Source organism: Kitasatospora brasiliensis (assembly GCF_032654805.1).
Lineage (GTDB): Bacteria > Actinomycetota > Actinomycetes > Streptomycetales > Streptomycetaceae > Kitasatospora > Kitasatospora brasiliensis.
Map to the genome: position 1 here is coordinate 1,380,953 of NZ_JAUOOW010000001.1, position 12,582 is coordinate 1,393,534.

A 12,582-nucleotide genomic window follows, 5' to 3' on the forward strand; every position below is an offset into this window, starting at 1 on the left:
ACGATTAGTCCGTTTTCCGCCCTTTACTGTACGTTCACGCCGAAGTCGAGCGCGATGCCGCGCAGACCGGAGGCGTAGCCCTGGCCGACCGCGCGGAACTTCCACTCACCCGCGTAGCGGTACAGCTCGCCGAAGATCATCGCGGTCTCGTTGGACGCGTCCTCGGACAGGTCGTAGCGGGCGATCTCCTGGCCGTCGACCGAGTTGACGACCCGGATGTAGGCGTTGCGGACCTGCCCGAAGTTCTGCAACCGCGCCTCGGCCTCGTAGATCGAGACCGCGAAGACCACCTTGTCCGCCTGCGCGGGGACGAGGTCGAGGTTGACCAGGACCACCTCGTCGTCGCCAGCCTCGTCGCCGCCGGTGAGGTTGTCGCCCTGGTGCTCCACCGAGCCCTCGGGGCTCTTGAGGTTGTTGTAGAAGACGAAGTACTCGTCGCCGAGCACCCGTCCGCCACCGCAGATCAGGGCGCTCGCGTCGAGGTCGAACGGGGCACCCGTGGTCGAGCGGGCGGACCAGCCGAGGCCGATCTGGACCTGCGTCAGGTTCGGCGCGGCCTTCGTGAGCGAGACGTTGCCGCCCTTGGCGAGCGTGACCACCATGACGTTCTTCCTCCCTTGCTTCTCCCGGGGCGCGCCTTCAAGGTGTAATCCCCCGCGACCCCGACCGACCGGCTCTGGTCGGCTGAACTTCCTGAACTCACATCCTCGCAGCGCGACGGACCGTCACGGCACCCGGTCGCGCGGGCCCCGGCAGCCGGTCGCGCGGGCCCCGGCCCGTGCCGCCCGGAAACCTCCGCAAACGCGGCCGGGGCGGCCCCGGACCGCGGAGGTCCGGAGCCGCCCCGGAGGCGCGGCGGGCGGGAACGTCAGACGTTGACGCCGAAGTCCTGGGCGATGCCGCGCAGGCCGGAAGCGTAGCCCTGGCCGATGGCGCGGAACTTCCACTCCCCGCCGTTGCGGTACAGCTCGCCGAAGACCATCGCGGTCTCGGTGGAGGCGTCCTCGGAGAGGTCGTAACGGGCCAGCTCCGAGTTGTCGGCCTGGTTGACCACGCGGATGAACGCGTTGCGCACCTGGCCGAAGTTCTGGCTGCGGCTCTCGGCGTCGTAGATCGACACCGGGAAGACGATCTTGTCCACGTCGACCGGGACGGCGGCCAGGTTGACCTTGATCGACTCGTCGTCACCCTCGCCCTCGCCGGTCAGGTTGTCACCGGTGTGCTCGACCGAGCCGTCCGGGCTCTTCAGATTGTTGAAGAACACGAAGTTGCCGTCCGAGGCGACCTTGCCCTGGGCGTTGCACAGCAGGGCGCTGGCGTCCAGGTCGAAGTCCGCGCCGGTGGTGGTCCGGACGTCCCAGCCCAGGCCGACGACGACGGCCGTGAGGCCCGGGGCCTCCTTGGTGAGCGAGACGTTGCCGCCCTTGCTGAGGCTGACTCCCACGTGTCCTCCAAGAATCGGGAGGCACGTCGAGTGGTGCCCCCGGTGGTGCGGTCCGGGGCGGTGGGAGACGAATCGGCTCCCGTGCCCCACCCCGCCAACGGCCCGAGCGTAGTACGGGGTTCCCGGCCGCCGCCGTGATCAGGCCGGACACGGCCCCACGGCACCCGGCCGGCGGGTTCGGCGGGGGCCCGGGCGGGGCCTCAGAGGGTCGCGAGGACCTTCAGGTACTCCTGCTCGTCCCGGGCGTCCGGGAGGCCGTTGACGACGCTCCAGCGCACCTGGCCGGCGGCGTCGATCACGAAGGTGCCGCGCAGCGGGCAGCCCCGCTCCTCGTCGAGCACCCCGTAGGCCCGGGCGACCTCACCGTGCGGCCAGAAGTCGGCCAGCAGCGGGAACTCCAGGCCCTCCCGGTCGGCGAAGACCCGCTGGGAGAACTGCGAGTCGCAGGAGATGCCGAGCACCTGCGCGGTGTCGTTCTGGAGGCCCGCCAGCTCCCGCTGGATCGCGCCCAGCTCGCCGGTGCAGACGCCGGTGAAGGCGAACGGGTAGAAGACCAGGACGACGTTCTGCCGGCCGCGGAAGTCGGAGAGCCGGACGGACTCGCCGTGCTGGTTGTTGAGCTCGAAGTCCGGAGCCGGGGTGCCGACCTCGATGGCCATGAGCGGGACCTTTCTGACGCGACGGGAACGCGACCGAACGCGACCGGGACGCGACCGGGACCCGGCCGCACCGCGCGGCGGGCGCAGCGGGGCACATCCTCCCATTCGTTTACGGCCGTTCGGCCGAACGGATGAGGCGGGCCGGCCGCAACCCCACTCCGTTCGCCCTGCGCGAACACCTCCGACACACTCCGGACACACCCCGGGCATCCGACGGGCATCCGACGGACATGCGACGGGCCCCGCCGGAGGGGATTCCTCCGACGGGGCCCGGTGCGGGACTTCAGAGCGCGCTCAGCGCTTGCCGCCCTTCGCGGTGGACTTGGTCGCGAGCCGGGTGGCCGCCCAGTCCTTGACGATGTTGATCGAGCTGGTCTGGGAGAGACCGGCGGTCTTGGCCGCGTCGTTGATCTCGGAGGCCTCGATGTGGCCGTCCCGCCCGGTCTTGGGCGTCATCAGCCAGATCAGGCCGCCCTCCGCGAGGTACTCCAGCGCGTCGACGAGGGAGTCGGTGAGGTCCCCGTCGTCGTCGCGGTGCCACAGCAGGACGGCGTCGGCGACGTCGTCGTAGTCCTCGTCGACGAGATCCGTACCGGTGAGCTCCTCGATGCCTTCGCGGAGGTCCTGGTCAGTGTCTTCGTCGTACCCCAGCTCCTGGATGATCTGGCCTTCTTCGAAGCCGAGACGGGTCGCCGGGTTGGACTTGTCCGCGGGGTCCGCGGTCGCGCTCACGGGAATAACCTCCAGTATTCGGCTCGGCATCCATGCCGAGGCTGTGGCCGTAGTCCACACGGGCGCGGCGGTTCGCGCAAGTACCCGACCCCCGATCCCCTCCAAAGGTTGACGTGTCGCACCGGAACACGCCGTTCGACGTGTCGCGAATCACACCGATTTGCCCTTCTCTGCATGGGCCAAGGATGCTTCGGGTGGTCCCGGCCCACAGGGCGTACGTGTGCCCGAAGTGCGAACGGCATTCGGGTCCGCGCGTGCGCGGGCGTAAAGTCTCCTGTTGGCCCTCACCCCGGCCGCCCGCCATCGGGCGGACGGGAACCAGGTCGGACCACCTCTTTTCGTAACACCCGGGGGTGTGCGGAGCGGACGAAGAAGCCCGCGTCGCGCGCCACCAGAGCCGGACCGCCCACCAGGCGGAACGGTTACCGATCGGTAGAGATGACGGATCTCCGAGCGCGGTAGCACGATGGAGGCGGCGCGACACACCTCAGTTTCGACCGACAGTGAAGGAACAGCGTGGCTTCCGGATCCGATCGCAACCCGATCATCATTGGCGGCCTTCCGAGTCAGGTCCCGGACTTCGATCCCGAGGAGACCGCGGAATGGCTGGAGTCGCTCGATGCGGCCATCGACGAGCGGGGGCGTGAGCGCGCCCGCTACCTGATGCTGCGGCTGATCGAGCGCGCCCGCGAGAAGCGTGTCGCCGTACCCGAGATGCGCAGCACGGACTACGTCAACACCATCGCGACCAAGGACGAACCGTTCTTCCCCGGCAACGAGGAGATCGAGCGGAAGATCCTCAACGCGACCCGGTGGAACGCGGCCGTCATGGTCTCCCGGGCGCAGCGCCCGGGCATCGGTGTCGGTGGCCACATCGCCACCTTCGCCTCCTCCGCGTCGCTGTACGACGTCGGCTTCAACTACTTCTTCCGCGGCAAGGACGCCGAGGGCGAGTCGGGCGACCAGGTCTTCTTCCAGGGCCACGCCTCCCCCGGCATCTACGCCCGCGCCTTCCTGCTGGACCGACTGTCCGAGCAGCAGCTCGACGCGTTCCGCCAGGAGAAGTCGAAGGCCCCGTACGGGCTGTCCAGCTACCCGCACCCGCGGCTGATGCCGGACTTCTGGGAGTTCCCGACCGTCTCGATGGGCCTCGGCCCGCTCGGCGCGATCTACCAGGCCCGGATGAACCGGTACCTGGAGCACCGCGGCATCAAGGACACCTCGGACTCGCAGGTCTACGCCTTCCTCGGCGACGGCGAGATGGACGAGCCCGAGTCGCTCGGCCAGCTCTCCCTGGCCGCCCGTGAGGGCCTGGACAACCTGACCTTCGTGGTCAACTGCAACCTCCAGCGCCTGGACGGCCCGGTCCGCGGCAACGGCAAGATCATCCAGGAGCTGGAGTCCCAGTTCCGGGGCGCCGGCTGGAACGTGATCAAGCTCATCTGGGACCGCAGCTGGGACCCGCTGCTCGCGCAGGACCGCGACGGCGTCCTGGTGAACAAGATGAACACCACCCCGGACGGCCAGTTCCAGACCTACGCCACCGAGACCGGCGACTACATCCGCGAGCACTTCTTCGGCGGCGACCTGCGCCTGCGCGCCATGGTCGAGAACATGTCCGACCAGCAGATCCAGCACCTGGGTCGCGGCGGCCACGACCACAAGAAGATCTACGCGGCGTTCAAGGCTGCCCGCGAGCACAAGGGCCAGCCGACGGTCATCCTGGCCCAGACGGTCAAGGGCTGGACGCTGGGCCCCAACTTCGAGGGCCGCAACGCCACCCACCAGATGAAGAAGCTGACGGTCGAGGACCTGAAGCGCTTCCGCGACCGGCTGCACCTGCCGATCACCGACAAGCAGCTGGAAGAGGGCTACCCGCCCTACTACCACCCGGGTCGTGACTCGGAGGAGATCCAGTACATGCACGACCGCCGGGAGGAGCTCGGCGGCTACGTGCCGACCCGCAAGGTCCGCCCGCGGAAGCTGGAGCTGCCCGGCGACGACGCGTACAAGGCGGTCAAGAAGGGCTCCGGCAACCAGACCATCGCCACCACCATGGCGTTCGTCCGGGTGCTCAAGGACCTGATGCGGGACAAGGGCATCGGCAACCGCTTCGTGCCGATCGCGCCGGACGAGTACCGCACCTTCGGCATGGACTCGCTGTTCCCGTCGGCGAAGATCTACAACCCGCTGGGCCAGACCTACGAGTCGGTCGACCGTGACCTGCTGCTGGCCTACAAGGAGTCGCCGAAGGGCCAGATGCTGCACGACGGCATCTCCGAGGCCGGCTGCACCGCCTCGCTGATCGCCGCCGGCTCGTCCTACGCGACCCACGGCGAGCCGCTGATCCCGGTCTACGTCTTCTACTCGATGTTCGGGTTCCAGCGCACCGGCGACCAGTTCTGGCAGATGGCCGACCAGCTGGCCCGCGGCTTCGTCATCGGCGCCACCGCCGGTCGCACCACGCTGACCGGTGAGGGCCTCCAGCACGCCGACGGCCACTCGCACCTGCTGGCCTCGACCAACCCCGGTGTCGTCGCGTACGACCCGGCGTACGGCTTCGAGATCGCGCACATCGTCCAGGACGGTCTGCGCCGGATGTACGGCTCCAGCGCCGAACACCCGCACGGCGAGGACGTGTTCTACTACCTCACCGTCTACAACGAGCCGATCAAGATGCCGGCCGAGCCCGAGAACGTGGACGTCGAGGGCATCCTCAAGGGTCTGCACAAGTACGCTCCGGGCACCGCCGGCCAGATCCCGGCCCAGATCCTCGCCTCCGGCGTGGCCGTGCCGTGGGCCCTGGAGGCCCAGCGCATCCTCGCCGAGGAGTGGAACGTCAAGGCCGACGTCTGGTCCGCGACCTCCTGGAACGAGCTGCGTCGCGACGCGGTGGAGGCCGAGGAGTTCAACCTGCTGCACCCCGAGGAGCAGCAGCGCGTGCCGTACGTCACCCAGAAGCTCCAGGGTGCCGAGGGCCCGGTCGTCGCGGTGTCCGACTGGATGCGCGCGGTGCCGGACCAGATCGCCCGCTGGGTGCCGGGCCAGTACCAGTCGCTGGGTGCCGACGGCTTCGGCTTCGCCGACACCCGTGGCGCGGCCCGTCGCTTCTTCCACATCGACGCGCAATCGGTCGTCCTGGGGGTGCTCACCGAGCTCGCCAAGCAGGGCAAGGTCGACCGCTCGGCGCTGAAGGACGCGATCGACCGCTACCAGCTGCTGGACGTGGCCGCGGCCGACCCGGGTGCCGCCGGCGGCGACGCCTGATCAGCCGCTGGGCCTCGTAGGCACCGAGGGGCCGGACTCCCGTACGGGGGTCCGGCCCCTCGGCGTACGCGGCGGCTCGGCACTGGCGGATCGGCACTGGCGGATCGTCCGTGGTGGCTCGTCCGTGGTGGCTCGTCCGTGGTGGCTTGACCCTCACACCGGTGTGAGCTCCTAGGCTCGGCGCCATGACCAACGAGACGAGGCCCGGCTCCTCCGGGCGGCACCCCGAACCCGTCGACGGCGGGAGCGAGTTCAACCGGCAGGTGGTCGCCGAGTTCCGGGCGAACGGCGGCGCCGTCGGCGGCGACCTCGCCGGCCTGCCGATCCTGCTGCTCACCGTGGTCGGCGCCCGCAGCGGCGAGCCCCGCACCACGCCGCTGGTCTACCTGCCGGACGGCGGGCGGCTGGTGGTCTTCGCCTCCAACGGCGGCGCCGACCGGGACCCGGCCTGGTACCGCAACCTGGTCGCCCACCCGGAGGTGACCGTCGAGGTCGGCGCCGAGCGCCACCCGGCCCTGGCGACCCCGGTCGACCCGGCCGAGCACGACGCGCTCTGGGCCCGGCAGATCGCGGTCAGGCCGCAGTTCGCCGACTTCCGCTCGACGGTCCGGACCGTCCCGCTGGTGGCCCTCACCCGGGTCTGAGCACGACGACGGCCCCGGACTCCAGCGAGTCCGGGGCCGTGGCGTACCGGCGGGGCGTCAGATGTGCACGGACGGGCCCGCGTCGGTGGTGCCGCGGCGGGTGAACAGCCCGAGCACGGCGGCGGCGAGGGCCACCACGGAGGCGACCGCGAAGGCGAGCGACATGCCGCTGACGAAGGAGTCGTGGACGGCGCCGGCCATCCCGTCCAGCGCCTGCTGCGGGGTGCCGGCCGGGGCCGGCGGGACGATGCCGAGCTGGGCGGCCTGCTTGAGGCCCTCGGCCGCCTCGCCCTCGACCGGCGGCAGGCCGGCCTTGGCCCAGTTGCCGGGCAGCACGTCGCCGACCTTGGCGGCCATCAGCGCGCCCAGCACGGCGGTGCCGAGGCTGCCGCCGACCTGCATCGCGGACTGCTGGAGTCCGCCGGCGACACCGGAGAGCTCCAGCGGCGCGTTGCCGACGATGACCTCGGTGGCACCGACCATGACGGGGCTGATGCCGAGGCCCATCAGGACGAACCAGAGCGACATCACGCCGTTGCCGGAACCGGCGTCCAGGGTGGACATGCCGAACATCGCCGTGGTGGTGATCAGCATGCCGGCCACGATCGGGATCCGCGGGCCCAGCTTGCCGATCGCGATACCCGCCACCGGCGATCCGATGATCATCATGCCGGTCATCGGCAGCAGGTGGATGCCGGCCTCGACCGGCTTCATACCGTGGACATTTTGAAGGTAGAAGGTCACGAAGAAGATCGCGCCGAAGAACGCGAAGGCCATCAGCACCATCAGCAGCACGCCGGCCGACAGCGGCACCGAGCGGAACAGGCCGAGCGGGATCAGCGGCTCGCGGGCCTTGCCCTGCCAGAGCGCGAACAGCACCATCAGCAGCACCGCGCCGCCCAGGAACAGCAGCGTCTTCGTGTCGCCCCAGCCCCACTCGGGGGCCTTGATGATGCCGAAGACCAGCGCGAACATCCCCACCGAGAGCAGCGCTATGCCGGGCACGTCGAACGACCTGGCGGCGTTCTCGGCCCGGACGTCCTTGAGGATCCACAGGCCCAGCGCCAGCGCGAACAGGCCGACCGGGATGTTGATGAAGAACACCGACTCCCAGCTGACGTGCTCGACCAGCAGGCCGCCGACGATCGGGCCGGCCGCGGTGGAGGCGCCGATCACGCCGCCCCAGATGCCGATCGCCATGTTGAGCTTCTCGACCGGGAAGGCCCCGCGCAGCAGTCCGAGCGCGGCCGGCTGGAGCAGCGCGCCGAACAGGCCCTGGAGCACCCGGAAGGCGATCACCGTCTGGATGTTGCCGGCGAAGCCGATCGCGGCAGAGGTGGCGGCGAAGCCCACCGCGCCGACCAGGAAGGTGTTCTTGTGGCCGAAGCGGTCACCGATCTTGCCGGCGGTGATCAGGAAGACGGCGAGCGCCAGCAGGTAGCCGCTGGTGACCCACTGGATCTCGGAGGGGGCCGCGTGCAGCTTCTCCTGGATCACCGGGTTGGCGATGGCGACGATCGTGCCGTCCAGCGCGACCATCATGACGCCGACCGCGACGGTCAGCAGCGTCAGCCAGGGGTGCCCCTTGAGGCCGCCCCCCGACGGCGGATTGGGCGGCGGCGACGCGTCCGCCTCGGAGTTCTTGACGACGGACTGACTCATCTCGGCCCTCCGGGGGCGTGGCTGGGTGCAGGACTTGGTCGTGGCGCCCCGGCCCACCCGTCCCCACAGGTGCCCTGGCCCGACGGGCGCCACTTCGGCAGGTTATGTCAGCTACTGACATTCGGCAAATAGTGACTTCTGGCCATTGCTGCCATTTGTCAGACCGCTACGATGGTGATCTCCAGCCAGCCCCGCCCAGCGCTCCGGAAGGCCCCCACCATGGCCGCTCGCACCCCCCGCACCACCGACACCCCGGAGGGCTCCGCCCACCCGCCCGGGCTGCGCGAGCGCAAGAAGCAGCAGACCCGGGACGCCCTCGTCCAGGCCGCCCACAAGCTCTTCCTCCGGCAGGGCTTCGCCCGTACGACCGTCGACGAGATCGCCTCCGCCGTCGACGTCTCCCAGCGCACCTTCTTCCGCTACTTCGCCAACAAGGACGAGGTCGCGCTCGCCGTGATGGCCGTCGCCGAGGACTACTTCATCGAGTGCCTGCGCAACCGCCCGGCCGAGGAGACCCCGCTCCAGGCGCTGCGCGCCTCGATCGTCAAGGCCTGGCTCGACCTCGGCAGCGCGGAGACCACCAGCCCCGACTCGATCCACAGCGCCCTCGAACTCATGCGGATGCTGGAGGAGACTCCCCCGCTGCTCGCCGCCCACCTGCGCCGGGTCACCGAGCAGGAGCGACTGGTGGTCCAGGTGCTCGCCGAGCGCGAGGGCCTGGACCCGACCGAGGACCTGCGCCCGGCCGTGCTCGCCGCCGTCTTCGCCAGCCTGCTCCGCTCGGCCCACATGTCCTGGAGCGCCGGACAGCAGCCGCCCGGCCCCGAGGGCATGGTCGCGGTGATCGAGCGCTACTTCGACAACCTCGCCCCGGCCCTGGCCGGCCACTGGCGGTAGTACCACCGGCGCCCCCACGTCCTACCCGGGTGTCACCCGATACCCGGGTACGGCCCGGAAGTTCGCGCTCCGGTGATCGCGGTGCAGGCCGCCGGCGCGCCGTACCGGATCACCGAGGTGCCGGCCGAAGCCGCCGAGGAGTTCACCGCGATCGCCGGCACCGCCCGTGAGTCGCTGGCCGAAATGCGTCGGCTGCTCGGCGTGCTGCGCGGCGAAGAGGCCGCCGGGGAGCGGGCCCCGCAGCCCGGCGCCGGCCAACTCGCCCAGCTGGTCGAGACGGTGGGCCGGGCCGGGGTGCCGGCCGAGCCGACGGCGGAGCCGGGCGTGCGGACCCGGGTGCCGCCGACCATCGACGGCCGCTCGCCCGCGCGCCGGCGGGCGCGGCACGAGCGGGGCGCGGGCCGGTCGGTCCGCGCCCCCGATACGCTGCGGCCATGGTGACGTTCGACGAGTTTCGCGCGATGGCGCTGGCCCTGCCGGAGGCCGCCCAGGAGCCGACCTGGGACATCGAGACGCTGCGGGTCCGCGGCCGGATCTTCGCGATGGGCGCGCCCGACGGGGAGCGGGTCACCGTCAAGGCGTCCCCGGAGGACCAGGCCGAGCTGCTCGCCGCCGAGCCCGAGGTGTTCTCCTCCGCCCCCTACGTCGGGCGGCACGGCTGGGTGAGCGTCCGGCTGGACCTGGTGGACGGGGACGAGCTGCACGACCTGGTCACCGAGGCCTGGCGGCGGACGGCGCCCAAGCGGATGGTCCGCGAATTCGACACCCGGAACTCCGCCTAGACCCCCCTGACCGGCCCCATCAGGACGCCGCCAGGACATCCCCGGTTCATGTGATCCATCCCACAGTTTAGGCGTTCCCGTCACCCCTCCGGGCGCCCTAGGCTTGCGCAGGGAAGTCAGCAGAGTTATCGCACCCTCCGGGCGCCGCCCGCGAAACGGTGACGGACCCCAAGGGAGTTGGTGCGGTGCGCAACCGTCGACGCTGGAAGCGGGTACTGATCGGGGCGTTCGCCGGTTGCGCGGTGCTCGCCGACGCCGGAGCCTCCGCCGCCGCGGCCGCGGTCTCCTCCGAACAGCTGGCGATCTCCACGCCTCCGGCCGGCAGCGCCGCCTGGGTCCAGGACCACTCCTTCGGCCGCTCCCTGCCCGACCCGGCCGGCACCACCCCGGCCGCCGCCGCCAGGTTCTTCGCCTCACTGGCACCCACCGAGCTGGACCGGCTGATCCAGGAGTACCCGCTGGTCGTCGGCAACTACGACGGCGCCCCGCTGGAGCTGCGCTACCGCGCCAACCGGATCGCCCTGACCGCCGAGCGCGACGCCGCCCGGGCCCGCGCCAACGACCACAAGCTGGGCTCCGACGCCCGCGCGCTGGCCGTCTCCCGCGCCAACGACGTCGAGCACCTGCTCGCCCCCGACCGGCAGGTCCTGGCCTTCGACCCGCGCGGCCGCGGCCTGGTCAGCGAGGTGTGGGGCGACCTCGCCGACGCCGAGCGGATCGCCGTCGTCGTCCCCGGCTCGGACGCCGACCTCGGCCACTTCGACCAGGCGGCCGACCCGCTGCGCTCCCCGGCCGGCATGGCCCGCGCCCTCTACGCCGAGGAACAGCGCCAGGCCCCGAACACCCGGACCGCCGTGATCTCCTGGACCGGCTACGTCACCCCCTCCGGCCTCGGCCCGGACGCCGCCACCTCCCGGCTCGCCGACGTCGCCGCCCCCCGGCTGGAGCGGCTGCTCGCCGGGCTCAAGGAGACCACCCGGCCCGACGCGCCGCCGTCGCTGCTCTGCCACTCGTACGGCTCGGTGGTCTGCGGCTCCGTCGCCCCGGAGATCCCGCGCGCGGCCGCCTCGCCGTCCGACACCTCCGGCATCACCGACCTGATGGTCTTCGGCAGTCCGGGCATGGGCGTGCAGAGCACCAGCGAGCTGGGCACCGGCGTGCACGTCTGGGCCACCCGCAACCCCAGCGACTGGATCGGCAACGTGCCGTTCCTGGAGGTCGGCGGGCTCGGCCACGGCGCCGACCCGACCGCGGGCGGCTTCGGCGCCGAGCAGATCTCCTCGGCCCGCGCGGCCGGCCACAACGGCTACTTCACCGAGGGCACCGACAGCCTGCACAACTTCGCGGCGATCTCGCTCGGCCGCTACCAGGACGTGATCCGGGCCAACCCGGGCTCCTAGGGCGCTTCTTGTGGGTTTCGTCGGACCCGGCGGAGATCCGCAGGACACGCTCTAAGCCGGCTGGTCCTGGTACAGCCGCAGGGCGTCCGCCGCCGCCCGGGCCAGTTCGCGCCGGGCGGCCGGCGGGGCGAGCACCTCGACGTTCGCGCCGAAGGTGAGCAGCGAGCGGACGGCCGCCGGGGTCGGGAAGGCCATCGCCACCTCGACCCACTCCTCGGCCGGCCCGCCGGCCGGCTCCGGCGGCGGCTCGGTGACCCGGCCGCCGTGGATGCGCAGGAACACGTCCAGCCGTCCGCGCCGGACCCGCGCCCGCACCGGCACGTCCTTCGGCAGCCGTTCCACCTGCTCGCGCAGCACCGCCCAGACGTCGCCGAGCCCGACCCCGCTCCGGCGCCGCACCGCCTCCTCGGTGGTGTCGGCGGCCAGCACCCGGTCGGCCCGGAACAGCCGCGGCTCGCCGTGCAGATCGGCCACCAGGTACCAGACCGCGGCCTTGCTCACCAGCCCGTACGGGTCGACGGTGTACTCCACCGGCGCGGGCGTGCCGCCGTGCCGGTAGCGCAGCCGCAGCCGCCGGTCGGCGAAGACGGCGTACTGCAACTCCCCCAGGTCCGGGCCGGCGGCCACCGGGGTCCGCGGCCACCGGGCCGGGTCGACCAGGATCCGCTCGCTGATCCGCTCGGCGGCCGGCCGGCGCGGGGCCGGCAGCGCCGCCATCACCTTGCGCAGCGCCGAGCCGAGCGCGCCGTCCAGTCCGAGGTCGCCGTGCGCGCCCTGCGCGGAGAGCACGAACAGCGCCCTGGCCTCGTCCGCGGTCAGGCCGGTGACGTCGGTGCGGTAGCCGGGCAGCAGGCCGATGCCGCCGCGCCGCCCGCGTTCGGTGAACACCGGCACCCCGGCGGCGGAGAGCGCGTCCACGTCGCGGTAGATGGTGCGCACGGACACCTCCAGTCGCTCGGCGAGCTCGGTGGCGGGCACCCGGCCGCGGGTCTGGAGCAGCAGGAGGATCGAGAGCAGGCGGTCGGCCTTCATGGCTCCAAGAATCCCAGCAATCCTGACGACGGCTGTCAGGTTTTACTGGGAGATTGCGTTCCC

Annotated in this window: 12 protein-coding genes; 6 read left to right on the forward strand and 6 right to left on the reverse strand. The window is 71.5% G+C overall.

Translation table 11 applies throughout. The annotated features are described in order from the left end of the window. Positions 1-23: 23 nt before the first annotated feature. The 4 genes from QWJ13_RS06190 to QWJ13_RS06205 all read right to left on the reverse strand — a co-directional run bounded on the left by QWJ13_RS06190 (position 24) and on the right by QWJ13_RS06205 (position 2,835). A complete protein-coding gene (locus QWJ13_RS06190; RefSeq protein ID WP_316521022.1) occupies positions 24-602 on the reverse strand; it encodes a TerD family protein in 579 nt (192 codons plus the stop codon). A gap of 266 nt (positions 603-868) precedes the next feature. Continuing rightward, positions 869-1,444: a TerD family protein gene (locus QWJ13_RS06195; RefSeq protein WP_316521024.1), complete on the reverse strand. Its 576-nt coding sequence runs from the start codon at positions 1,442-1,444 to the stop codon at positions 869-871. A gap of 200 nt (positions 1,445-1,644) precedes the next feature. Then, positions 1,645-2,103: a peroxiredoxin gene (locus QWJ13_RS06200; RefSeq protein WP_316521026.1), complete on the reverse strand. Its 459-nt coding sequence runs from the start codon at positions 2,101-2,103 to the stop codon at positions 1,645-1,647. A 294-nt stretch (positions 2,104-2,397) separates the two neighbouring features. Beyond that, positions 2,398-2,835 carry a DUF3052 domain-containing protein gene (locus tag QWJ13_RS06205; RefSeq protein WP_316521027.1) on the reverse strand — a complete coding sequence of 146 codons (438 nt, stop codon included), beginning with the start codon at positions 2,833-2,835 and terminating at the stop codon, positions 2,398-2,400. Positions 2,836-3,351: 516 nt separating this feature from the next. Between QWJ13_RS06205 and aceE the strand changes: the two genes are divergently transcribed. Together aceE and QWJ13_RS06215 are read left to right on the forward strand one after the other, a co-directional pair. Beyond that, positions 3,352-6,102 (forward strand): pyruvate dehydrogenase (acetyl-transferring), homodimeric type, encoded by a 2,751-nt coding sequence (aceE, locus tag QWJ13_RS06210; protein ID WP_316521029.1) that lies wholly within the window; start codon positions 3,352-3,354, stop codon positions 6,100-6,102. A gap of 185 nt (positions 6,103-6,287) precedes the next feature. Then, the gene (locus QWJ13_RS06215; protein WP_316521030.1) at positions 6,288-6,746 is read left to right on the forward strand and encodes a nitroreductase family deazaflavin-dependent oxidoreductase; all 459 of its coding nucleotides are present in this window, start codon (positions 6,288-6,290) and stop codon (positions 6,744-6,746) included. Between the two features lie 57 nt (positions 6,747-6,803). Here the strand turns inward: QWJ13_RS06215 and QWJ13_RS06220 are convergent, their stop codons facing one another. Continuing rightward, positions 6,804-8,408 carry an MFS transporter gene (locus QWJ13_RS06220; RefSeq protein WP_316521031.1) on the reverse strand — a complete coding sequence of 535 codons (1,605 nt, stop codon included), beginning with the start codon at positions 8,406-8,408 and terminating at the stop codon, positions 6,804-6,806. Positions 8,409-8,627: 219 nt separating this feature from the next. Between QWJ13_RS06220 and QWJ13_RS06225 the strand changes: the two genes are divergently transcribed. From QWJ13_RS06225 to QWJ13_RS06240, 4 genes are all read left to right on the forward strand, one after another. Continuing rightward, positions 8,628-9,305 (forward strand): TetR/AcrR family transcriptional regulator, encoded by a 678-nt coding sequence (locus QWJ13_RS06225; RefSeq protein WP_316521033.1) that lies wholly within the window; start codon positions 8,628-8,630, stop codon positions 9,303-9,305. A 72-nt stretch (positions 9,306-9,377) separates the two neighbouring features. Further along, the gene (locus QWJ13_RS34325) at positions 9,378-9,746 is read left to right on the forward strand and encodes a histidine kinase dimerization/phosphoacceptor domain-containing protein (RefSeq protein WP_432277435.1); all 369 of its coding nucleotides are present in this window, start codon (positions 9,378-9,380) and stop codon (positions 9,744-9,746) included. After that, the gene (locus QWJ13_RS06235) at positions 9,740-10,087 is read left to right on the forward strand and encodes an MmcQ/YjbR family DNA-binding protein (protein WP_316521035.1); all 348 of its coding nucleotides are present in this window, start codon (positions 9,740-9,742) and stop codon (positions 10,085-10,087) included. Before QWJ13_RS34325 ends, QWJ13_RS06235 begins: the two co-directional genes overlap by 7 nt. A 185-nt stretch (positions 10,088-10,272) precedes the next feature. Continuing rightward, positions 10,273-11,487, forward strand: a complete 1,215-nt coding sequence (locus QWJ13_RS06240) for an alpha/beta hydrolase (RefSeq protein WP_316521037.1) — start codon at positions 10,273-10,275, stop codon at positions 11,485-11,487. 51 nt (positions 11,488-11,538) lie between these two features. Here the strand turns inward: QWJ13_RS06240 and QWJ13_RS06245 are convergent, their stop codons facing one another. After that, positions 11,539-12,519: a helix-turn-helix transcriptional regulator gene (locus QWJ13_RS06245; protein ID WP_316521038.1), complete on the reverse strand. Its 981-nt coding sequence runs from the start codon at positions 12,517-12,519 to the stop codon at positions 11,539-11,541. Between the last annotated feature and the right edge of the window lie 63 nt (positions 12,520-12,582).